A 21,630-nucleotide genomic window follows, 5' to 3' on the forward strand; every position below is an offset into this window, starting at 1 on the left:
GTAGGCTCGTTGACTATGAAGGAGCCGCGGATCCTGTTCGTCCACGCCCATCCGGACGACGAGTCCATCGGGACCGGGGCGACCATGGCCAAGTACGCCGCCGAGGGCGCCCACGTCTGTCTCGTCACCTGCACGCTGGGCGAGGAGGGCGAGGTCATCCCGGAGGAGCTGCGCCACCTGGCGTCCGACAAGGAGGACAGCCTCGGCGAGTACCGGATCGGGGAGCTGGAGGCGGCCTGCGCGGCGCTCGGCGTCCGCGACCACCGGTTCCTCGGCGGGCCGGGCCGCTGGCGCGACTCCGGCATGATGGGCGGGCCCACCAACGACGACCCGCGCTGCTTCTGGCAGGCCGACGTCACGACCGCGGCGCTGGACCTCGTCCCGGTGATCCGGGAGCTCCGCCCGCAGGTCATCGTCACCTATGACGAGCGCGGCAACTATGGGCACCCCGACCACATCCAGGCGCACCGTGTCGCGTGGCGGGCGTACGAGCTGGCCGCGGACCCGTCCCACGTGGACGGCGCCGAACCGTGGCGGGCCGCCAAGTTCTACGCCTACGCCACCCCGCGGACCGTCCTCGCGCGCGCGATCGCGGTGATGCGCGAGGCCAGGCTGCCGTTCGCCCGCGTCGCCGGGCTGGACGAGCTGGGCTCGGGCGTCCCGGACGGCCAGGTCACGACGGTCGTCGACGCCCGTGCGCACCTGCCCGCCAAGCTCGCGGCCCTGCGCGCCCACCGCACCCAGATCGTCGTCGCGCCCGAGCAGGTCGGCCCGTTCTTCGCGCTGTCGAACAACCTGGGCCAGCAGGCGTTCGGCACCGAGTACTTCATCCTCCAGGCCGGCGACCTCGGCCCGGTCGGCCCCGGCCGCCGCGAACGCGACCTCTTCGCCGGCCTCACCGAAGCCCGGCCCTGACCGGAGCGCCGCTCCCCGACGGGGGGACCCCACGCCCCCGGTACCCTGAAGCCCGTGGAAAAGGACGACGACGAGGCGCGGGTGAGCCTCGCCAAGGAGGGTCTCCCGGCGGACGGCGACGCCGGTGCGTCCGCCCTGAAGGAGGCCGGCGGCGAGGCTCCGCTGGACGCGTTCGTGTCCGGCGCCGCCTACGCGGTCCTCGGGCTGCTCGGCGGGTTGTTCGGCCTGGTCGGTTCGTTCGCGCAGGACTGGTACACCGGCCCCGTGCCGATCCCGGCGATCGTCCTGGCCGGGCTGGTCTTCGTGATGGCACGGCTGTCCGGCATGGGGATGGGCGGACGGCTCGGCGCGACGGTCCCCGCGCTGGTGTGGGGAATCGTGGTGTTCGTCATGACGATGCGCCGGCCGGAAGGCGATCTGATCGTCCCCGGGAGCCTGTCCGGATACGTGTTCTTCGTCGGCGGCCTGTTCGCCGCCGTGATCGGGGTCATGATGGTGCCCCCGGCGGGCCCGCCGGGGGCGTGGCTGACGGCAAGGGCCGGACGCGCCCGCGAGTAGGGCCCGCCCAGGGTCGCCCCGGGCGGACCCTCACGTCACGTAGCCATCGAGGCCGGTTCCGGGTCCACCTTGGCGGAGACGTCGGTCCGGTGCCCCTTGAGGGTGAGGCAGGCCGCGGCGCTGAGGAGGATGACGCCGATCGGCAGCCACATCGTCGGCTTCATCGCGTGGACGAAGCCATGTGAGAACACCTGGCCGGCCACTTCCTGGACGCGGTGCGCGACGCTCGGCGGGACCCCGGGCGGAAGCTGCTGCTTCGCGCCGCTCTGCCCGGCGCCGACCTCCAGGCCGCCCTTCGCGGCGCCCGCGAAGCCCTTGACGAAGCCGCCGCGCATGTCGGCCGGAAGCGCCGTGGAGCGGGCGGTCGCCTCGTCCTGGAGCGAGGACGCGAGCCGGTTCTGCAGGACGGCGCCGACCGCCGCGCTGCCGAGCACCGACCCGACCTGCCGGATCGTGTTGTTGACGCCGGACGCCGCGCCCGCGAGCCGGGGCGGGACGTTCCGGGTCGCCTCGGTGGCCATCGGCGCGAACACGCCGCCGATGCCGAACCCGGACACGACGAGCGGCGCGATGAACGCGGTCCAGTCCGAGCCCGCCCCCGCGATGACGACGATCCACGCCATGCCGGCCGCGTAGAGGGTGAGGCCGGTCATCAGGATGAACTTGCCGCCGATGCGGTCCGACATCCGGCCCGCGACGGGCGCGAGGAACATCGACACCACCGAGGACGGCGCCATCACGAGCCCCGCCTTGAGGGCGCTGAACCCGAGCACCGACTGCAGGTAGATCGTCATCGGCAGGAACATGCCGATCATGCCGATCGACACGGCCGCGCCGACGAGGTTCAGGATGGTGAAGTTGCGGTCCTTGAACAGCGAGAACGGGACGAGCGGCTCGCCGTCCTGCTTGCCGCGCTGGTAGACCACGAAGATCACGAACAGCCCGAGCCCGGCGGCGATCAGCCCCCAGATGCCCTCGTTCCACTCGTACTTCTGGCCCTCGGTCAGCGCGAACGTGATGCAGAAGAGGGCGGCGGACGCCAGCAGGACGCCGGGGACGTCGAACCGGTGCCGGACGGTACGGGTGTGGCCGGGCAGGATCGGCACGGCCATGGCCAGCACCAGGACGCCGATCGGCAGGTTCACGAAGAAGATCCACCGCCAGTCGAGGCTGGTGACGAGCAGGCCGCCGATCGTCGGGCCGGCGATGGTGGACACCCCGGCCACCGCGCCCCAGACGCCGAGGGCGGCGCCGCGCCGCTCGGGCGGGAACACGCTGATGATGATCGACATGGTCTGCGGCATCAGCAGCGCCGCGCCGAGGCCCTGTACGGCGCGGGCGGCGATCAGCTGCGCCGGGTCCTGCGACAGGCCGCACGCCAGGCTGGACAGCGTGAACAGCGCGACGCCGGCGATGAACAGGTTCTTCTTGCCCCACAGGTCGCCGAGCCGGCCGGCGGTGATGAGCAGGACGGCCAGCACCAGGATGTAGGCGTTGACCACCCACAGCACCTCGTCCAGCGAGGCGTCCAGCTTGTCGATCATGCTCGGGATCGCGATGTTCACGATCGTCAGGTCGAGCAGCGTCATGAAGAATCCGAGGGAGAGCGTCAACAGGATCGCCCAGGGATTGCCGCGCCATCTGCTCATGAGGCCCCCTTGTCGTCATTGAGTTGTGGTCGTGGCCGGGGACGGGGGTGGCAGATCGCCCTCGTCTCGTTGTCCTTCCAGGTGAGCCGGCCGGACTCCAGGTCGTCGCCCAGGCCCCGGACGAAGTCCAGTTCGCAGCGCAACCGCGCGATCAGCCACTCCTGGTCGATCAGCTTGTACCGCTCGATGCCCTGCTTGAGGAGGGAGTCGTGGGCCGTCTGGTGCCCCGCGAGCGCCGCCTCCAGGGCGACGGCGCGGCTGCGCAGGTGCCGCGCGACCTCGCTTTCCGGCAGCAGGTTGATGAACGCCAGCCCGGTGCCGAAGAGCGGGAACTCCTCGGTGGGACGGGAGAGCAGCTCGGCGAGCCGGAACTGCGCGGCGTCGCGCCCCGCGGTGGTCACCGCGTAGACGGTCCGCTCGGGCCGGCGGCCCTCCCGGCTCGTCTCCAGCGGCTCGATCAGCCCGCACGAGGCGAGCCGTTCCACCGAGTGGTACAGCGACCCGTGCGTGATCTTGACGGCGTGGTCGTAGGCGTGGTCGCGGATGCGCTGCTGCATCTCGTACGGATGCATGGGCCCGTCGCACAGCATGCGCAGCACGGTCAGCGCGAGCGGTGTGATGGGTCGGGACATGCCGGCGGCCTTTGGTCGAACTCGATTAGTCCACGTAGACTAATCCAAATAGACCGCTCGTGTCACCTAAGTTAGAGATCGGACATATCCGTGCAGGTCACCGCACCGCGTTCACCGAGTTGGCCGCGCCGTTGCGGGACACGTACTCGCCGACCCGGTCCTCCCGGACGGCGGTGAAGAGCTCGCCGACGCCATCGTCGTCCAGGAGTACGACACTCTGCCCGTCCCGCTCGGCCGTCCCCGCGACCGGCGCGGTCAGGTACTCCATCAGCGACGTCTGGAGCAGCCGGTGCGCCAGTCCGCGCAGCGTGCCGGAGGAGACGGAGTCGTCCACGGTCACCGAGCGGGTCGCGGCCCGGATGAACCGGTCGATCTTGATCGGGTTGCGGGTGTCCAGCGCCTTGCCTGCGAGCGCGTGCAGGAACGCCTGCTGCCGCTTGATCCGGTCGAGGTCGCCGCCCGGCAGGTTCCAGCGCTGCCGGACGAAGTCCAGCGCCTCAAGACCGTTCAGATGCCGGTGGCCCGCCGTCCACCTGCGGTCGTGCTTAGGGTCGTAGGTGTCCTTGGTGATGGTGACGTCCACGCCGCCGAGGGCGTCGGTCATCTTCACGAACCCGTTGAAGTCGAGGGCGGCGTAGTGGTCGACGCGCACATGGGTGAGCTGCTCGACCGTCCTGATCAGCAGCGACGGCCCGCCGAACGCGAACGCCGCGTTGATCTTCGACGTGCCGTGCCCCGGGACGGGCACCCAGCCGTCCCGCGGGATCGAGATCAGCGACACCCGGTCGCCGCCGCCGGACAGGTGCACCAGCATGATCGTGTCGGCCCGGGCACCCATCGAGGGGATGTCCGCCCGCCGGTCGGACCCGATCAGCAGCCAGTTCTCGCCGCGCCCGGTGGAGGAGGGACGCCCGGCCCCGGTGGGCAGCGCGCCGGCGACCCGCCTGACCCCTCCGTCGTACGCGTGTTGCAGCAGGTAGAGACCGCCCGCGAGCAGCAGCAGGACGCCCACCGCCAGCCCGCCGCAGCCGATGACCACCCGGCGCCCACCCCTGATCCGCAGCATGCGCCCACCCTGTCCGGGGCGGGGGACCGGGTGGGCGCGCCGGGCGGGCGGGGGGCCGACTCTTTGACGAATGAGGGGTTTGCAGAGGGGTTGCCGCCGGGCGCCGTTGACCGGCGGCTCCCCGGCTCATCAGCCCTTGAGGGCGATCTCCAGCTGGTCGAGCGCCCAGTCGAGGTCGTCGCGCGTGATGACCAGCGGCGGGGCGAGGCGGAGCGTGGTCTCGTGGGTCTCCTTGGCGAGGACGCCGAGGTCCATGAGCCGCTCGCTGACCGGGCGCGCCCTCCCGTGCAGCTCGACCCCGGCCCACAGGCCGCGGCCGCGGACCTCGCGGACGAGGTCGCCGGGCAGCCGGCCGAGCCGGTCGTGCATGTGCGCGCCGAGCGTCCGGGACCGCTCCTGGTACTCGCCGGTCTTCAGGATCGCGATGACCTCGCGTGCGATCGCGCAGGCGAGCGGGTTGCCGCCGAACGTCGAGCCGTGCTGGCCGGGCTTGAAGACCCCGAGGACGTCGCGGTCGGCGACGACCGCGGAGACCGGCATGATGCCGCCGCCGAGGGCCTTGCCCAGGATGTAGACGTCGGGCACGACGTCCTCGTGCTCGACGGCGAACGTGGTGCCGGTGCGGCCGAGCCCGGACTGGATCTCGTCCGCGATCATCAGCGACCCGTTGGCGGTGCACAGCTCCCGCACGGCGCGCAGGAACCCGCTCGGCGGGACGTTGACGCCGGCCTCGCCCTGGATCGGCTCGATCAGCACGCCGACCGTGGCGTCGTCCATCGCCGCCTTCAGCGCGCCGACGTCGCCGTACGGGACGGTCCGGAAGCCCGGCGTGTAGGGGCCGTAGGAGTCGCGGGCGTCGGGGTCGGTCGAGAAGCTGATGATCGTGGTGGTGCGGCCGTGGAAGTTGCCTTCGAACGTGATGATGTTCGCCTGGTCCGCCGGGACGCCCTTGACCTCGTAGCCCCACTTGCGGGCGGTCTTCAGCGCGGTCTCGACGGCCTCGGCGCCGCTGTTCATCGGCAGCACCATGTCCTTGCCGCACAGCTCGGCGAGCTCGGACACGAACGGGCCGAACTGGTCGTGGTCGAACGCGCGGCTCACCAGCGTGACGCGGTCGAGCTGGCGGCGGGCGGCCTCGGTCAGCCGGGGGTTGCGGTGCCCGAAGTTGACGGCCGAGTAGGCGGCCAGCATGTCGAGGTAGCGGCGGCCCTCGGCATCGGTCAGCCACACGCCGTCCGCCTCGGAGACCACGATGGGCAGGGGGTGGTAATTGTGCGCGCTGTGGTCCTCGGACATCGCTCGCAGCTGATCGGTCGGCGTCACGACGCTCCTTCGCGGCTCGGTCCGGCCGGTCGGCCGGGCATGGCTGGGACACCGGGCGGGGCCCGGTGTCTGGGGGAGGAGGCCGGGCGGGTCAGGTGGCCGCCGGTCCACTTCCCAGCGTATGTTCGGAAATGACTGACGACCAATGACGAAAACCTACTTGGGGGGTGTTATTTGTTGCGTCTTGACGAGCTTGACCGTCGAATCGTTGCGCGGCTTCTGGAAGACGGCCGCGCCTCGTACGCGCAGATCGGCGACAAGATCGGGCTGTCGGCTCCGGCGGTGAAGCGGCGCGTCGACCGGCTCCGCGCGGACGGCGTGATCAACGGCTTCGCGGCCGTCGTCGACCCGGCCGCCCTCGGCTGGACGACCGAGGCGTTCATCGAGATCTTCTGCACCGGGGCCACGTCCCCCGACGAGATCTACTCCAGCGTCCGCGGCCACCCCGAGGTCGTCGCGGCGTACACGATCAGCGGTGACGCCAGCGCCCTCGTGCACGTCCGGGCCCGCGACATCCAGCACCTCGAACAGGCCCTCGAACGGCTGCGCCGGGAGAACAACATCACCGCGACCAAGACGGCGATCGTGCTGTCGCGGCTGATCGGCCGCCCCACCGACGCGCCCTCGCACGGCTGAAGGGATCGACGCCATTACCGGCCAGTAGGCTGCCGGGCATGGACTTCGCGACCGCTGACCTCATCGACGACTTCGGGGACGAGCTCCGCAGCTGCGAGACGCAGTTCCGGCAGTACGGGGCGCGGACCGCGTTCGCCGGGCCGGTGGCGACCGTGCGCTGCCACCGCGACAACGGCCTGGTGAAGAGGCTGCTCAACACGCCCGGCGAGGGCCGCGTGCTGGTCGTGGACGGGGCCGGCTCGCTGGCGTCCGCGCTGATGGGCGACATGATCGCCGCGGCGGCGGTTTCGAACGGCTGGGCCGGGGTCGTGATCAACGGCGCGGTCCGTGACGTGGCGGCGCTGCGCGGGCTCGACCTCGGCGCGAAGGCCCTCGGCTCGAACCCGCGCAAGAGCGCCAAGGACGGCGCGGGCGAGGCGGACGTCCCGGTGACGTTCGGCGGCGTGGAGTTCCGTCCGGGCGACTGGCTGTACAGCGACGAGGACGGCATCGTCGTCGCCGAGCGGGAGCTGCCCCTGTGACCTGGGCGCATCGTGCGACATGCCAGGGCATTCGACGCAAGATCGTCTAAGTCGGCCGTAGCCGGGCGGAATCGCCTGTCCTACCTTCACTCAGCAACCCACCTGAGGCAGGGGAGACATGCGCGTCAAGAAGATGCTGCTGGTGCCCGCGGCGGCGATGGGGCTGGTCGTGGGACTCGCGGCCGTGCCGGCCGCCGCGCAGCCGAGGCCCCCGATCCCGAAACCGACCGCGAATCCCTGGCAGATGCGGCACTGGCCGCAGACGCAGCCCTGGCAGCGGGCCCAGCCGTCCGCCCGCACCTTCGCGGCGGGCACCCCGCGTCCGGCCGACCCGCAGAACTACGAGCTTCCCGACACGATGACCTGGGACGACTACAGGTCCATCCCGGGGACGTCCTGGTCGGACCCGGCCCGCAAGGGGTCGGTGAAGAACTTCAACGGCGCGGTCGTGCTGGTCGACTACCCGAACCAGCCCTTCGAGGTGACGCAGCCGAAGAACTCGTCCATCTTCGGAAACCCGACCAAGGTCGGCGACGTCCCGCGCGACCAGGTCGCCAAGTTCTACCAGGACTTCCTCAACAAGCCGCAGGAACTGAACCACGGCCACACCCTCCACGAGTACTGGATGGAGGACTCCGGCGGCCGGTACGGGGTGAACCTCACCGGGTTCGGCGCCTACCGGATGCCCGCCAAGGACCACGAGTACGGCGTCGACGGCATGCAGGGCGGGACCGGCTGCCCGGCGGGCGACACCTGCAACCGTGACCTGCGCAAGGACGCGCGGGCCGCGTGGGTCGCCGATGTCGGCGAGGAGGCGGCCGGGAAGTTCGACTTCGTGTTCTTCCTCAGCGCCGGGCAGGACGAGTCGTCCACCTGGCAGGAGTTCGGCGAGATGAAGTTCGGCACGAAGGAGCAGGTGCCGAACGAGTGGGGGCCGGGCGACCCGAACCTGCCGAACTGGGTGAAGACCCGGTACGTCCCCTGGACGTCCTGGCAGTCGGGCTCGACGATCTGGCCGAACGCGATCGCGGGCGTCTCCTCCACGCAGGCGGAGAGCTCCGGCATGTCGGTGTTCGCGCACGAGTTCAGCCACATCATCGGCGTCGGCGACAACTACAACAACCCGTACAGCGACCCGCCGCGCCGCGCTTACAGCGGGCCCTGGGACATGCTCAGCCGGGGCACGTTCAACGGGCCGGGCGGCCCGCACAGCCGGTGGACGATCCCGGCGACGGGCGGCGGCTCCATGGGCGCGCAGCACATGCTCCGTAACAAGATGAAGCTGGGCATGGTGAACCCGGACAACGTCCTCCAGTTGAGCCGGGACGCGCTCGCCTCCTCAGGCATGGTCGTCGCCAGGGTGACGGCCCGTTCCGTCGATCCGGGCAAGAACGGTCTCGCCGGCATCAATGTGAAGCTCGGCGAGGGCGGCGACAAGAGCCCGGCGTGCGACACCGACACCGACCCGCTGTGCGACGGCGGCGGTTACAACAACTACACACTTGAGGTCGTCGACCGGATGGGCACCGACTCCTTCACCCCCGACTCGGGCGTCCTGCTGGCGAAGACCAAGGACGAGGACCGTGCCCCGTTCATCTGGGTCCAGGACGCCAACCCGCAGGACATCGGCAAGGTCGACTTCGTCCTGCCGGACGGGACGCCGCAGAAGATGACGATCGGCGACTACCGCCAGCTGTCTGACGCCCTGTACCACGCGGGGACGAACTCCGGCAGCGAGTACGAGTACGTCGACCAGGCGAACCGGCTGCACTTCTACGTCCTGAACCTCAAGCGGGACAAGAAGGGCGTCCTGTCGTACACGGTCGCGGTGAGTTCACTGGACGGCGCCGGGCCGCAGCGGCGCGGCGTGAAGGTCGACCCGGGCCGCGCCCGGCCGACCGGGGCCGGCTGGACGAAGTGCACGATGACGCTCCGCAACACCGGCCAGGGCGGGAGCGGCCGCAACGGCTCCGACGTGTTCCGGCTCAAGGCCGGCGTGTCCGGTGACGGCTGGACGACGTGGCTCCCGAACGAGCTGGCCACCGCGCCGTTCAAGGGCCGCACGGCGGTCGAGGTCTGGGCGAAGCCCAAGCCGGGCGCGCACCGGAACGCGACGCTGCGGCTGACGGGGACCTCGGAGAGCGACCCGTCGAAGACCGACTCCGGGACGTGCCGCCTGCGCTGACTCCTTCTCGAACGGGACGGTCTCCATCGGGGGCCGTCCCGTTCCCATCACAAGTTGGATCTCCCAAGGTCATTTCGGGGTCGTCCGTTGTGTCCGGCCCGGGTTATGTTGCGGACTGTGATGATTTTGCAGCGTACAGTGACCGGAATCCGGCGGCCGGGCATCGCGGTCCTCGCCGCCGGCGCCTCGCTGGCCGCGCTGGTGGCCGCCGTCCCCGGCGCGGCGCCCGCGGCGCAGGCGAAGACGGCCGCCGCGCCCCTGAACGCCCGCGACTTCGATCTGCGCCGGGGCGCCGACCGGAGCGGGCCGCTCAGGGCGCTCGCGAGCAGGCTCGGCAGAAGCAGCGTGAACGGGCTGCTGAGCTCGTCCGGCCAGAACAGGATGGGCCGCGGCTGCGGCAAGGCGGCCGCGGTGCCCGCGCACTCGCTCGTGTACTGCTTCAACAAGAAGGACACCGCCACCCACAGCTGGGTCCCGCAGGGAGTCACGACCGTCTCGGACGCGGTGGCGGGCGAACGGTGGGCGGGCGGCGGCCGGCCGATCATCGTGTCCTGGCACAACGGTGGCAAGGTCAGGCTCACGTTCGTCAACCCGGGCCGGCGCACGTACGCGCACGTCCTGCTCGTCGCGCCGGTGATGAGGAACGGGCATGCCGACTACACCGACATCGGCATCCACGCGGGCGGCATCGCCTGGTACGGCGACAAGCTGTACGTGGCCGACACCCGCCACGGGGTCCGCGAGTTCGACATGAGGCAGATCTACGACCTGGCGAGGAGCGGGGCGGGCTCGACGCATCACGCGGACCGGGTCGGGCTGCACGGCGGCAAGTACTACGGCCACGGCCACCGGTACGTGATGGCGCAGACGAGCAGCTGGGAGTTCGCCCACGGCAGGGTCGGCGGCACCTGCCGCGGGTCGGGCCCGCTGCGCATGTCGTGGGTCGCGGTCGACCGCACGACGAGGCCGCACGTGCTCATCGCGGGCGAGTACTGCCGGCCGAACTGGCCGCGGGGACGGGTCATCACCTGGCCGCTGGCCGCGCTGTCCGGGGGCGGCACCGCCCACCCGAACGGGGGCGCCTGGCTTCCGGCCGACAGGATCCAGGGCGGGGTCAGGACGCACGACCGCTGGTGGTTCACCCAGGGCCGCGGCGGCCGGCGCGGCCACCTGCTGGCGACCCGCTACACCCACCGGGGCTGGTCCCGCGTGAAGCACCGGACGATCTCCCACGGCCCGGAGGACCTGTCCTGCTACCGCGGCCGCCACCGCGTTTTCACGCTCGCGGAATGGCCGGGCAAACGCGCCCTCTGGGCGTTCCACGCAGCATCCTGCTCCTGACTTCGGCGTCACACGTTGACGGGGGTCTTGGTCTGTTCGGTCTCCTTCGTGGGACGGCGCCGGACCTGGGCGAGCGCGACGGTGCCGAGGGCGGCGACGCCGAGCGCGGCCCCGATCCAGCCGATCGAGGGGTAGCCGAGCCCCGCGTCGAGCGCGAGCCCGCCGAGCCACGGCCCGACGGTGATGCCGATGTTGAACGCGACCACGTTCCCGGCGGCGACCAGCGTCGGTGCACCGTCCACCAGCCCGAACGCCCGCGAGTTCAGGGTCGGGTTCGTCCCGAAACCGACGAAGCCCAGCAGGAACACCAGGACCATGACCGGTACGGGCGACTGCGCCGCCAGGGCGAGCAGCACGGACACGACCGTGAGCCCGGTGAACCCCGCGTACAGGGTCGGGACGCCCCACGCGTCGGCCGTCCGTCCTCCGGTCGTGATGCCGATGAGCGCGCCCACTCCGTAGAGCGCGAGCACCCCGGGCACCCACGCTTCCGCGATCCCGGTCGCCTCCGTCAGGAACGCGCCCAGGTAGCCGAAGGTGACGAGGAGCCCGCTCGTGGCCAGCGCCGTCGTCCCGTACAGAAGCCACAGCCGGGTGACGGCCAGCGCGCGCAGCTCGTCCCGCACCCGGGGCGGCCGGCCTTCCGAGCGCCGGGCGGGGATCGTCGCGGCCACCCCCGCCATCGTGGCCGCCGACATCGCCGCCACCGCCCAGAACGCCGCCCGCCAGCCGAGATGCTGGCCGACCACCGTCCCGGCGGGCAGTCCCACGATCGCCGCGACGGTGAGTCCGCCCGCGACGATGCCCATCGCCTTGCCGCGGGCGTTCGCCGGGACGAGGTCGACGGCCGTCGCGGCCGCCACTGCCCAGAACCCCGCGTAGACGAACGCGCCCACGACCCGCATCGCGAACAGCGTCCAGTACCCGGGCGTCAGCGCGCTGATCACGTGGGTCAGCGCGAACACGGCGAGGAACGCCAGCAGCGCCCGCCGGTGCGGCCAGCGCAGCGTCAGGACGGCCAGCACGGGCGCACCCACGAGCATCCCGATCGCGAACGCCGAGATGAGCAGCCCGGCGTCCGGCACGGACACCCCGAGGTCGTGCGCCATGCCGGGCAGCAGGCCCGCCAGCATGAGCTCCGACGTCCCCTGCGCGAAGATCGCCAGCCCCAGCACGTAGACGGCCAGTGGCATCGGTGTCGCCTCCTGTATTGGATTGATCAGTACAAAATTGGGATGTGAAAAAAGGGCGGCCCGCGACCGCCCCGTCTCAGATACCGGCCATCGCCGTGTCGGCGATCGTCCGCAGCGTGTCCCGGCCGGCGCCGCCGCGCGCGGCCACCTGGATGCCGCTGATCGTCGAGATCATGTAGTGCGCCAGCGCGTCCGCGTCCTTGCCGGGGTCGATCTCGCCGGCCCGCATCCCGTCCTCGATCGCCGCCTTCAGGGTGGCGAACCGCCGCCGCCGGTCCCGTTCGAGCCGCTCCGCGACGCCGGGGTCGTGCGGGCCCAGCTCCACCGTCGCGTTCACCACCAGGCACCCGGACGGATCGTCCTCGTCCGGGGCGACGGCCCATTCCAGGACGGTCCGGAGCCGCTCGCGCACCGGCCCGTCGCCGTCCTGGAGCAGCTCGATGAGCCGGGCGGTGCGCACGTCCATGTAGTGCGACAGCGCTTTGACGAACAGCTCGCGCTTGCTCGCGAACGTGTTGTAGATGCTGCTGCGCCCGAGCCCGGTCGCCGTGCACAACTCCTGCGTGGACGTCGCCTCGTACCCGGCCGTCCAGAAGGCCCGCATGGCCGCCTCGACGGCCCGCCCCTCATCGAACTTCCTCGGCCGCGCCATGCCGTCACCGTAACACGTTATGGACAGCTCGATCCAATACGGCTAGCCGAGATCGTCCAGCTGGACGAGCCGCTGCCGGTCGGGATGCGCGAGGAGGCCATGGCCTTGCGGCAGGGAGCCGTGCAGCGCGTCGGGCACGTGCCAGAGCCTCGCCTCGTGGCCGCCGACGTGACTGGTCAGCAGCACGGGTCCGCCGAGTTCCCGCACCACGGGGACCACCGGGTCGAGCGGCTCGCCGAGCGTGATCTGATTCCGCGCCAGGATGAGGTGGAGGCCGTGCTCGCGCATCGTTCTCAGCTGGGGTAGGACGGGGGCGAGAGGGTCGTCCCTGAGCAGATGATCACGACCCGCCACGGCGACGTAGACCTCGGGACCCTTGCCGCTGAGCAGACGGGCCCGGGCGGACCATATCGCCTCGGAGAGCAGTGTGCCGAACTCCTCCGCCGATGTCGTGAACCGCACGCCGGACCGTACCCACGCTTCCGCGCGCGCCAGAGTCCGCGGGCTCGTGCGCGTGTCCAGGACGTAGACGAGCCGATCCTTCTCGGTGCCGCTCAGCGCGAGCTCGTCGACGATCCGGCGCACCAGTCTCGTCTTCCAGGAGCCGTACGGGCCGCTGATCAGCAGATGGCGATCGGTCTCGAAGTCGATGAACACGGGCTCGCCCGTGCCGGGGTCGGTCCCGAGCCGCACCCGCCGTCCAGGGACGATCCCGGCGGAGTGCGGCGGAGGCCCCGCCTCGAAGGCGCTGATCCACCTGAACCGTTCGGCGAACTCGGGGATGGCGCGGCGCAGCTCGCGGAACCGATCCGGGTCGCCGCAGAGGACCATCAGGGTTTCGTCGTGCTCGTACTGCATCACCAAGAGCAGGCTTTCGATCGTCTCCCGGCGGAGGTAACCGGTCTCCGCGTCCTGCCCCCGTCTGTCATGGACGAGGGCGACGCTGCCCCGGTTCGTCCTAAAGAGGTCCGCGACAATGGAAGCGGGATCGGCGCCGAAACCGCGCTCGCCGTACGCCAACCTGAAGAATTGGCGGTCGCCGTTCGGGAGTACGCCGAGCTCCTTGAGCATTTCCCCGTAGAGCTCCGCCGTCGTGGACATCTCCGGGCTGAACGGGGCCGGGAAGATCAGGTGGCGGGGCGCGAGCGGACCGCCTGAGCGCACGGTTTCGGCATCGGCCCCGAGAATTTCTCGCAGGGCCGCGCGCACCCTCTCGTTCCCAGTCCTCGCATCGATCTCGGAGATCATGCCGTCGAGGTGGGCCAGGCTTTCCGCCCCCTCGGAAAGTGCGGAACTCTGCCAGCGGTCGCGCGCTCGCCGGACGAAGTCGTCAATGGCGGCCTTGGGTGGATCTTCCGCGACGGTGAATCTGTGCGGGGAGCCGCCGCCGGCGAGGAGGTAGGCCGTCCGCCCGTCGTCGGGAAACGGAACGCTCGCCTGCCCGAGGACGCGCTGGAGTTCAGCGGGTCGCAGCGCACTTGCCGCGATCCGCCAGCCGAGCAGGGGGAGGAAGCGGTCCCAGATCGTGGCGTTGTCGACGGTGGAGGAGGTGAGCAGCAGTTGCACGCCGAGGGCTCTGCCCCGCTGCGCCAGCGACAGGAGCGTTTCGCCGACTTCGCGCCTGCTCGGCGGGAACGTCAGCGACACGTCCGCCACCACCAGCAGGCGCGGCTTCTCGGGGGAGGCCGTAGCGGGCATGACGGCGGGCTGGTCGCCGGGCTGGTAGTCCGCGAAGAAGTCCCACCAGGCCTGGTCGACCGAGTTCGGGTCCTGGCGGTACTGCTCGTACAGTTCCTCGACGAGCCACTCGTTGGTGCCGAAATCCGAAGCCCCTGGCAACCCCCCTGATGGTATGGAGGCACGGGCAACCAGCTCGCTCGACAGGAAATCGAAGAGCCGCTGGAGCTTCTCCGGCCATCCCAGCAGCTCCTCCTCGGAGGAACGGATGTGCGGGAGGTCGATCGGTTCGCCGAGTGGATGCTCGCCCAGGCCGGCGAACACGAACGTGAGGTCTGCCGGGGAATGCACGGCGGCGAGCGCGAGGGTGATGGCGCGCACGATTCTCTGGCGGGCTTCGGGGGTGCCCACGATCAGGCCGTGCGGAATCCCAGCGGAGGCGTCGAGTGGATAGAGGCTGACGACGTTTCCGTCGGTGTCGTAGCCGATCGCAGGGTTCCGTGGCGTGGACGCCGGGCGAGCCCACACCTCATGGAACCTCTGCCCGGGCCCGCCCCCGTTCAAAGCGAGAACGTCGAGCTGGGGTGGGGGTGAGTCCGGGGGCGCTGACGCCGTCGGTTCTCTGGGCGAGGGAAGCTTTTCCGCCTCAGGCCCGCGTTGGCGCATCAGCTCCATGATCGGGGCGCTGACGTCGGGGGATATGTGTGCGGGCTCAAAGGCAGGACGGGCTTCCTGCGCGAAAATGTGGAGGAACGCCAGGTGATCTCCCCGTTGGCTCGGGAACCCGATGTTCCAACCGGCGAAACCGGTGATGGGGGAAGGCGGGAGCGAATCGTTCGGCGAGCAGAAGAGGAATTTGATTCCCTGGGCCGGACCCGCGTCGCAGAGTGCGACGAGGGGCGCGAGCAAGTCCGGGCGCTCCTCCAGCAGGGGGCCCGCGTTGTCGATGATCACGACGAGGGCGGGCAGCGGATCGAGCGGCCGGCCGCCAGCGATGGCGGCCTGATACTCGTCCCACGTGCTCACTCCGGCGGATCGCAGGATGGCCTCGCGGCGGATCCGCTCGGATTCGAGGACCCACGGCAAGTCGCCTATCTGCGGCGAGCTTGCGGGCCCGCCGGGGATGCCGACGGCGACATGAGGAAGATTCCACAGGTCGTTGTAAGGCCGTCCCATTTTGGAGGAGGAAATGAAGGCAAAGTTGACGATATTCGGCGAGTGGCTGAGCGCGAGGCTGAATACCAGGGTCCGGAGCAGCGCGTCACGGGCGGGGCGGGGACCGTTGATCAGTCCGTGCGGGAGATCGGGGTTGCTGTGCAGGACGTCCACCGACACCAGATCGTCGCCGTCCGCGCCGATCACCGTGGGCCGCGGACGCCGGTCCCAGTCGTCCCCGATGAGTTCGTCGACGGGGGTGTCGAGGAGCTCCAGCAGGTCCGGGGCCGCGGCGGGGACCGAGGACGGGGCGAGGTGGGAGCGGGTCCGCGGGGTGAGGAGGGCGAAGTGGTCGGTGTCGGCCGCGAGGGTGACCGGGCCGCCGTCGGTGGGGAGGAGGGCGCGGAAGGTCTCGGCGGACGTTCCGGCGCGGCGTTCGATCTCGGCGGAGACGGCTTCGAGGACGTGGCGGGTGTGCAGGGCCTCGGGGCGCGGCAGGGTGTCGAGGAGGGCCTCGCGGGCGCCTGGGACGAACTCGTACCGGACGCCGCCGATCGGGCGCAGCAGGCCGCTGAGCAGGACCTCCGCGAGCTGCCCGGGCCCTGAGCCGCCGAGGACGCGGTGCTGGATGAGGCGCATCACCGGCAGGGACGGGACGGAGACCGCCACGTGCGCGGCGAGCTCGGCGGCGTCCGGGGAGGCCGTGGCCAGGAAGCGGCGGACGCGCTCGGCGATCGGCAGTTCGTGCTCGCGCCGCACCGGGGCCGGCCCGGACGGGCGGGGCGGCAGCACCGCGACGGCGGCCGGCTGCGGGTCCGAGCCGGAGACCAGCCGGGCCCACGCGCCGAACCAGCGCGGCGTGATCTCCAGGACGGGTACGGGCACGCCGGGCCCGGAGGTGCCGTCGTACGGGGTGAAACGCAGGTCCGTGTTCGGTGCGCCCGGCCGGGGGAGGACGGCGAGGCCGGGCGAGGTGGGGGCGGCGGTGCGCCGCCAGAGGCGTTCGGCGAGGGGCTGGAGGATCGCGACCGGCCCGGCCTGCGCCCAGCGGCGGACGGCGTGCACGGCGCGCCCGTTCCACCAGTGCGGCCCGGAGCAGTCGCTGAGAACGAGCACAGCCTGGCGGCCGGACGCGTCCAGGAGGGTGCCGGGATCTTGTCGCGGCGCCTCGGGTGTCGAGGCGATGCGGCCCGTGCCGTCGAGATGGCAGACGTGGACGTCCTGGAAGGCGCCCTGGCGGAGGAGCGCATCGGCCAGCTCGCGCGCGAGGGGACGCCAGAGCCGCATGGTCGGCCCGGTGTCGACGACCAGGCTCAGGCCGAGCCAGCGCTCGGGCGACGGGACGAGGACCGGCGTCCACAGGCGGGTGTCGGCGATGCGCGCGGCGGTCGCCTCCTCGTCCAGCTCACGGCGGTGCCTGGACGGGACGCGGCGCTTCAGCGGACGCAGCGCCCTCTGCACGCCGAGCGGATCGGCCAGCATCGGCGCGGTCGGGACGAGCACCTCCGACGCCTCCCCGGCCGGTTCCGCCGCGGCGGCGGGACGCGGATGAAGCCCCGTCAGCGGTTCGGAAGCAGGTAGAGGCGCGGGGGTCGGCGGCGGCACCAGGCCGGGGGCGTCCGCGGGTTCGTCGGGGACCGGAGGCGATACCGGACGGGCGGGGATTGCTTGCTCCGGGGCGGGAGAGATGTGGCAGGCGAGCCACAGCATCTCGCTCAGCTCGCGGGCGTCCGGCGGCGGCCCGACGGCCGACAACGCCTCCCGCAAGCGTTCGATCTCACTCAAGGAGGGCGACCCCCCGATCCAGGCGCCGGTCAGTCGTCATCGATGGGCCCGGTCAGGTAGGGCATGATGCGGTCGGCCAGGGCGCGGCGGTCGTCGGTGTCGGCGTGGCGGCACAGGTAGACGGCGTTGAGGAGCTGGTCCGTCGCCAGCGTGCCGGACGTGGAGCGCTCGAAGAAGCGGCGGACGAGGTCGTCGCTCTGGTCGGCGAGCGCGCCCAGATGCTCCCGGACGATCGCGGACAGCTCGGCCTCGCCCGAAGGCTGCCGCAGCTCGACGGTGACGCAGCGCCGCAGGAAGGCGGGCGGGAACTCGCGTTCGCCGTTGCTGGTCATCACGACCAGCGGGAACGCGCGGCAGCGGACGGTCCCGGCGGTGACGGTGACCCGCGAGCCCGGCCCGTCGGCGGTCATGACCTCGGCGGACGGGTCGGCCCGCCTGCTGAGTTCGGGCAGCTCGTACTCGCCCTTCTCGAAGATGGTGAGCAAGTCGTTGGGCAGGTCGATGTCGCTCTTGTCGATCTCGTCCACGAGCAGCACCCGGGGACGCTCGTAGGGGAGCAGCGCGGTGCCGAGCGGCCCGAGCCGGATGTAGCGGCCGATGTCCTCTTCGCGCGGCGCGTCGTCGCGTCCCGCCGCGTAGAGGCGGGTCAGCGGGTCGTACTGGTAGAGGCCGTCGCGCAGGGTGGTTCGGCTGGTGATGGGCCAGTGCAGGACGGGCCCGAGACCGAGTTCGTGCGCCACCGCATAGGCGAGCGTCGACTTCCCCGTTCCGGGGACCCCCGTCACCAGCAGCGGACGACGCAGATACAAGGCGGCGTTGACCTGCTGCACGGCATCGTCCGACGGACGGTACGTGGTCGCCTGATGCTCGTTCCCCGAACCACCGGACGGGATCGGCAGGACGGGTCCGCCGTCGAACGCGCGCCAAGGCGGCGGTGGAGGCAGCCGGTCGATGCCGTCGTGCGTGCGACGGCTCCCGTTGTAGAGCAGCCAGTCGGGCACCTATACCTCCATGGCGAGCGGGGGGTCGGGAAGCCGGGACGGATCGTCCCACAGCAGCGTCAGGTCACGCCCGCAGTGCGGCGTGCCCTTGGGGGCGATGAGGGCGGCCTTGCGCAGGGCGAGCGCGACGTGCGGCAGGTCTACGGGATGCTTGTCGCCCACGGCGGCGGTCAGCTCGTCCAGCACATGGTGCCCGCGGCAGTCGTCATGGGACGACGCGTCGCAGGGGGTGCGCGTCCACAGCATGACGGGGATGCCGTTGTTGAGCGCGGCGGTCAGCCAGGTCTTCACCGGGCGCGACCCGTACACGAGGACGCAGAAGTCGATGTTGGCCTCAAGCCAGTCCTGGAAGTCGCTGCCCTTGCGCGGCGCGTCGCACGCGATCGGGCGCGGCTCGCTGCGGCCGCGCTCGTTCAGCAGCCGCCAGCGGTGGTGGGCCTGGTCGCGGCGGATCGAGTCGGGGCGCAGCCGCTCCACGTCCCGCACCACCACGGGGTACTTGCGCATCGAGATCCGGTTGCGCGGGTCGACGTACCACTGCTCGAACGGCTTGCCGAGCCAGCCCTCCGGCACCGCGAACTCGATCATCCAGTCGCGGCCGAACAGCGCGGGCGCGAGCGCGGCGACGCCCGCCTCGACGACCGGCCGGACCCGCTTCTCCGGGACGCGCTCGGTCGGCCGTCCCGGTCCCTCCGCGCCGTCGATCCAGGTGTGGACGGTCACGTCGAAGGCGTTGTCGAACGTGACCCGCTCCAGCCGGACGATCACCGACGCGGGCCCGGACCGCGGGGCCGCCGGCCCGGCACCGGGCAGATGCCGCGCGGACCACGCGGTGAGCCGCCGCCGTCCGGCCTCGGTCAGATGCGGGCCGAGCGTCGCGACGTACCGGACGAGCCGCTCTTCCTCCCAGCCCTCCGCGACATACCGCACGGAGCCCCACGCGGACCGGAACCCGCCGAGCGCGGGCCGGCCGGTGATCCGTTCGACGTCGGCGGCGAGCGGATCGGTGAAGCGCACGCCGGCCAGGAGTTCCCGCAGCTCACGCCGCGCGTCCGGGGTGAGCCACCGCAGCGGCAGCAGATCGTCCAGCTCTTCCCAGTACGCCCGGATGTGCGTGATCGGGAGCATCCAGCCGAGGTCGGCCCGGCCGTCGTGCCGCAGCTCGGCGTTCGTCACCATGCCGATGACCTCGCCCGTCTCCGTGTCGTACACGGCCGAGCCGCTGTAGCCCTCCTCCAGCCAGTCGCCCGGCCCCGTCTTCAGCTCCCACCATTCGCGCCGCATGCCGCGATGCGGGAACGTCGTCACGGAGGCGTGCCGTTCGTTCTGGTCGCGACGCCGCGGGAACCCGCAGACGCCGAACGTCCGGCCGCCGGAGGTGCGTTCGTGCAGCCCGTTCGGATCGGCCAGCCGGGCGGCCGCATAGGGGACGGGCTCACGCAGTTCGAGGACGGCGACGTCGCCGGGGTTCCCCTCCCGCCGCCAGTCCCCGAACCGCACGACCCTGACGGGCAGATCCTCGCGCAGCCCGGGGAACCCGACCCTCGCCTCGTCCAGTCCCTGGACGGTGTGGGCGCAGGTCAGCAGCCGCGTGCCGGTGACGAGGAACGCCGCGCCGAGCTTGCCGCCGGACGGAGTCCCGACCCAGGCGCGCCACTGCCAGTCGTCCACGATGCGGCTACGCCTCCTCCGCAGCCCTCGCCGGCTGCCCCCAGGTCATCTTGACCTTCAGATGTCCCTCGACGGACGTCTTCGCGATGACGGCGCCGGCCGCCGCGTTGAGCTTGACGCCGAACTCCAGCTCGACGGTGTCGGGGTCGAGGGCGCCGCCGCGCAGCGACGCGAGGGCCGCCTCCGCCGCGTCCCGGACGTTCTGGAACGCGTCCTCGAACCTGCCCGCCGCGTCGTGGATCAGGTCACCGGCACGGGACACCGACTGGAACCCCGGTTCCCGGTCGTCGCTCTCCACGACGATCGTGCCGTTCTCGGTCTGCCAGCGCACCAGTTCGTTCACCCGGCAAACCTAACAAGATCATGCGATCCGGGGTGCTTTGCTGGAAGGACCACGGCCACAGGAGGACATGGTGATCACGGTCGAGCAGGTGCGGGCCCTCGCGATGACGCTGCCGCGCACGTCCGAGCACCTGATCAGGGACCGGGTGAAGTTCCGCGTCGGCGCCATCGTCTACGTCGCGTTCTCGCAGGACGAGACCGTGATGGGCTTCGCCTTCCCCAAGGAGGAGAGGGCCGCGCTGGTCGAGTCGGAACCGGCGAAATTCCACCTGCCGGGCGAATCCGACATGCGCTTCAACTGGGTGCACGCCTGGACGGCGGCGCTCGACGAACCCGAGATGCGCGAACTGGTCATCGAGGCGTGGCGGATGGTCGTCCCGAAGAAGGTCGCCGCCGCCCGCCTCGGCCCTCAGGACGGCTGACGCCCGTCGGCGGGCGGCTCGTTCCACTCGGGGGAGAGCGCGGCGTACCGGCTGATGTCGTCCGCCGCGGCCAGCAGCGGGCGGGTCAGCCGGCGGGTGGGCAGGTTGCCGGTGCGTCCGGTGACGCCGATACAGCCGATCAGCGAGCCGTCCGGGCGGCGCAGCCCGGTGGCGACGCAGCTGAAGCCGAGCAGGGACTGCTGGTGTTCGACCGCGATGGCGGTGTCGCGGACGGCCTGGATTTCGGCCAGGAAACGCGGCCACGAGGTGGTGGTGTGCGGAGTCCGCGGCGCCGGCGGCCGGCCGCGCAGCCCGTCCAGCAGGCCTGGCCGGTCGGCCAGCAGCACGTGCCCCAGCGCGGACGCCTGGAACGCGGCGCTGCGGAGGTCGTCCGGCCAGCTCGCGTGCCGCATGTCGGAGGCCCGGTTGACGCCGAAGGCGGTGGTCATGAGGCTGACCCCGGAATCGCCGACCTGGCACACCCAGACGATCTCTCCGGTGCGGGCGAACAGGTCCTGCACGTGCGGGGTGGCGGCCTGGAGCAGGCCGTGCTGCACCGCGGCACGCGTCCCGAGCTCCAGCAGATGCGGGCCCAGCAGGTAGCGCCCGTCGGCGCGCCGCTGCAGCATCCGCCGGGCGACCAGGTCCGCGGCGATGCGGCGGACCGTGGGCTTGGGGATGCCGACCTCCCGCGTGAGCTCGGCCAGCGTCACCGGCCGGCCGTGGGCCGCGACCGCGTCGAGGACGGCGACGACACGTCCGGTCACGGTGCGGTCGTCCATACCACCCATGGTCGGGCCTGCGCGGACGGAAAGCCACCGGACCGGGTCACTCAGTGACACGCTCCTCTGGCGTTCCGTGGCCGGTTTCGGCGACCGTGGCGGAGGCGGCACCGTCTACCGGGGG

18 protein-coding genes are annotated in these 21,630 nt (G+C 71.5%); 7 read left to right on the plus strand and 11 right to left on the minus strand.

What is annotated here, in order from left to right; all coding sequences use genetic code 11:
* The first annotated feature begins 15 nt into the window (after nucleotides 1–15).
* Both mshB and ACQPZP_RS09665 read left to right on the plus strand, forming a co-directional pair.
* Nucleotides 16–915: an N-acetyl-1-D-myo-inositol-2-amino-2-deoxy-alpha-D-glucopyranoside deacetylase gene (gene mshB, locus ACQPZP_RS09660; RefSeq protein ID WP_433477288.1), complete on the plus strand. Its 900-nt coding sequence runs from the start codon at nucleotides 16–18 to the stop codon at nucleotides 913–915.
* Nucleotides 916–969: 54 nt separating this feature from the next.
* Nucleotides 970–1,473 (plus strand): DUF6113 family protein, encoded by a 504-nt coding sequence (locus ACQPZP_RS09665; RefSeq protein ID WP_433477289.1) that lies wholly within the window; start codon nucleotides 970–972, stop codon nucleotides 1,471–1,473.
* 35 nt (nucleotides 1,474–1,508) lie between these two features.
* On the opposite strand, the gene ACQPZP_RS09670 is transcribed toward ACQPZP_RS09665, so the two are convergent.
* The 4 genes from ACQPZP_RS09670 to rocD all read right to left on the minus strand — a co-directional run bounded on the left by ACQPZP_RS09670 (nucleotide 1,509) and on the right by rocD (nucleotide 6,116).
* Nucleotides 1,509–3,122: a DHA2 family efflux MFS transporter permease subunit gene (locus tag ACQPZP_RS09670; RefSeq protein ID WP_433477290.1), complete on the minus strand. Its 1,614-nt coding sequence runs from the start codon at nucleotides 3,120–3,122 to the stop codon at nucleotides 1,509–1,511.
* On the minus strand, nucleotides 3,119–3,754 hold the full coding sequence (locus ACQPZP_RS09675) for a PadR family transcriptional regulator (protein WP_433477291.1): 636 nt from the start codon (nucleotides 3,752–3,754) through the stop codon (nucleotides 3,119–3,121). Before ACQPZP_RS09675 ends, ACQPZP_RS09670 begins: the two co-directional genes overlap by 4 nt.
* A 97-nt stretch (nucleotides 3,755–3,851) precedes the next feature.
* Nucleotides 3,852–4,820 (minus strand): LCP family protein, encoded by a 969-nt coding sequence (locus ACQPZP_RS09680; protein ID WP_433477292.1) that lies wholly within the window; start codon nucleotides 4,818–4,820, stop codon nucleotides 3,852–3,854.
* A gap of 129 nt (nucleotides 4,821–4,949) precedes the next feature.
* Nucleotides 4,950–6,116, minus strand: a complete 1,167-nt coding sequence (gene rocD, locus ACQPZP_RS09685) for an ornithine--oxo-acid transaminase (protein WP_433479579.1) — start codon at nucleotides 6,114–6,116, stop codon at nucleotides 4,950–4,952.
* Between the two features lie 204 nt (nucleotides 6,117–6,320).
* Between rocD and ACQPZP_RS09690 the strand changes: the two genes are divergently transcribed.
* From ACQPZP_RS09690 to ACQPZP_RS09705, 4 genes are all read left to right on the plus strand, one after another.
* Nucleotides 6,321–6,779 (plus strand): Lrp/AsnC family transcriptional regulator, encoded by a 459-nt coding sequence (locus ACQPZP_RS09690; RefSeq protein ID WP_433477293.1) that lies wholly within the window; start codon nucleotides 6,321–6,323, stop codon nucleotides 6,777–6,779.
* A 38-nt stretch (nucleotides 6,780–6,817) separates the two neighbouring features.
* The gene (gene rraA / locus ACQPZP_RS09695; RefSeq protein ID WP_433477294.1) at nucleotides 6,818–7,300 is read left to right on the plus strand and encodes a ribonuclease E activity regulator RraA; all 483 of its coding nucleotides are present in this window, start codon (nucleotides 6,818–6,820) and stop codon (nucleotides 7,298–7,300) included.
* A 118-nt stretch (nucleotides 7,301–7,418) separates the two neighbouring features.
* The gene (locus tag ACQPZP_RS09700; protein ID WP_433477295.1) at nucleotides 7,419–9,485 is read left to right on the plus strand and encodes a M6 family metalloprotease domain-containing protein; all 2,067 of its coding nucleotides are present in this window, start codon (nucleotides 7,419–7,421) and stop codon (nucleotides 9,483–9,485) included.
* Nucleotides 9,486–9,602: 117 nt separating this feature from the next.
* A complete protein-coding gene (locus tag ACQPZP_RS09705; protein ID WP_433477296.1) occupies nucleotides 9,603–10,826 on the plus strand; it encodes a hypothetical protein in 1,224 nt (407 codons plus the stop codon).
* An 8-nt stretch (nucleotides 10,827–10,834) separates the two neighbouring features.
* Here ACQPZP_RS09705 and ACQPZP_RS09710 read toward each other — a convergent pair whose 3' ends face one another.
* The 6 genes from ACQPZP_RS09710 to ACQPZP_RS09735 all read right to left on the minus strand — a co-directional run bounded on the left by ACQPZP_RS09710 (nucleotide 10,835) and on the right by ACQPZP_RS09735 (nucleotide 20,303).
* Nucleotides 10,835–12,019, minus strand: a complete 1,185-nt coding sequence (locus ACQPZP_RS09710; RefSeq protein ID WP_433477297.1) for a Cmx/CmrA family chloramphenicol efflux MFS transporter — start codon at nucleotides 12,017–12,019, stop codon at nucleotides 10,835–10,837.
* 76 nt (nucleotides 12,020–12,095) lie between these two features.
* On the minus strand, nucleotides 12,096–12,671 hold the full coding sequence (locus ACQPZP_RS09715; RefSeq protein WP_433477298.1) for a TetR/AcrR family transcriptional regulator: 576 nt from the start codon (nucleotides 12,669–12,671) through the stop codon (nucleotides 12,096–12,098).
* 42 nt (nucleotides 12,672–12,713) lie between these two features.
* The gene (locus tag ACQPZP_RS09720; protein ID WP_433477299.1) at nucleotides 12,714–17,288 is read right to left on the minus strand and encodes an SAV_2336 N-terminal domain-related protein; all 4,575 of its coding nucleotides are present in this window, start codon (nucleotides 17,286–17,288) and stop codon (nucleotides 12,714–12,716) included.
* A gap of 29 nt (nucleotides 17,289–17,317) precedes the next feature.
* Nucleotides 17,318–18,289 carry an AAA family ATPase gene (locus ACQPZP_RS09725; RefSeq protein WP_433477300.1) on the minus strand — a complete coding sequence of 324 codons (972 nt, stop codon included), beginning with the start codon at nucleotides 18,287–18,289 and terminating at the stop codon, nucleotides 17,318–17,320.
* Nucleotides 18,290–19,960 carry a trypsin-like peptidase domain-containing protein gene (locus tag ACQPZP_RS09730; RefSeq protein ID WP_433477301.1) on the minus strand — a complete coding sequence of 557 codons (1,671 nt, stop codon included), beginning with the start codon at nucleotides 19,958–19,960 and terminating at the stop codon, nucleotides 18,290–18,292.
* Nucleotides 19,961–19,967: 7 nt separating this feature from the next.
* Entirely contained in the window at nucleotides 19,968–20,303 is a 336-nt protein-coding gene (locus ACQPZP_RS09735; protein WP_433477302.1) for a CU044_2847 family protein, read from the minus strand.
* Nucleotides 20,304–20,370: 67 nt separating this feature from the next.
* On the opposite strand from ACQPZP_RS09735, the gene ACQPZP_RS09740 reads away from it, so the two are divergent.
* The gene (locus ACQPZP_RS09740; RefSeq protein WP_433477303.1) at nucleotides 20,371–20,724 is read left to right on the plus strand and encodes an MmcQ/YjbR family DNA-binding protein; all 354 of its coding nucleotides are present in this window, start codon (nucleotides 20,371–20,373) and stop codon (nucleotides 20,722–20,724) included.
* Here the strand turns inward: ACQPZP_RS09740 and ACQPZP_RS09745 are convergent.
* Entirely contained in the window at nucleotides 20,712–21,506 is a 795-nt protein-coding gene (locus ACQPZP_RS09745) for an IclR family transcriptional regulator (RefSeq protein WP_433477304.1), read from the minus strand. The two genes, ACQPZP_RS09740 and ACQPZP_RS09745, sit on opposite strands and share 13 nt — an antisense overlap.
* Between the last annotated feature and the right edge of the window lie 124 nt (nucleotides 21,507–21,630).

This window comes from Spirillospora sp. CA-142024 (genome assembly GCF_050942325.1).
GTDB lineage: Bacteria > Actinomycetota > Actinomycetes > Streptosporangiales > Streptosporangiaceae > Spirillospora.

Excerpts from the sequence above, each read along its gene's own strand:
- mshB (WP_433477288.1), top strand. The coding sequence starts at position 16 with ATGAAGGAGCCGCGGATCCTGTTCGTCCACGCCCATCCGGACGACGAG.
- ACQPZP_RS09670 (WP_433477290.1), bottom strand. The coding sequence starts at position 3,122 with ATGAGCAGATGGCGCGGCAATCCCTGGGCGATCCTGTTGACGCTCTCC.
- ACQPZP_RS09675 (WP_433477291.1), bottom strand. The coding sequence starts at position 3,754 with ATGTCCCGACCCATCACACCGCTCGCGCTGACCGTGCTGCGCATGCTG.
- ACQPZP_RS09680 (WP_433477292.1), bottom strand. The coding sequence starts at position 4,820 with ATGCTGCGGATCAGGGGTGGGCGCCGGGTGGTCATCGGCTGCGGCGGG.
- rocD (WP_433479579.1), bottom strand. The coding sequence starts at position 6,116 with ATGTCCGAGGACCACAGCGCGCACAATTACCACCCCCTGCCCATCGTG.
- rraA (WP_433477294.1), top strand. The coding sequence starts at position 6,818 with ATGGACTTCGCGACCGCTGACCTCATCGACGACTTCGGGGACGAGCTC.
- ACQPZP_RS09700 (WP_433477295.1), top strand. The coding sequence starts at position 7,419 with ATGCGCGTCAAGAAGATGCTGCTGGTGCCCGCGGCGGCGATGGGGCTG.
- ACQPZP_RS09710 (WP_433477297.1), bottom strand. The coding sequence starts at position 12,019 with ATGCCACTGGCCGTCTACGTGCTGGGGCTGGCGATCTTCGCGCAGGGG.
- ACQPZP_RS09715 (WP_433477298.1), bottom strand. The coding sequence starts at position 12,671 with ATGGCGCGGCCGAGGAAGTTCGATGAGGGGCGGGCCGTCGAGGCGGCC.
- ACQPZP_RS09740 (WP_433477303.1), top strand. The coding sequence starts at position 20,371 with ATGGTGATCACGGTCGAGCAGGTGCGGGCCCTCGCGATGACGCTGCCG.
- ACQPZP_RS09745 (WP_433477304.1), bottom strand. The coding sequence starts at position 21,506 with ATGGACGACCGCACCGTGACCGGACGTGTCGTCGCCGTCCTCGACGCG.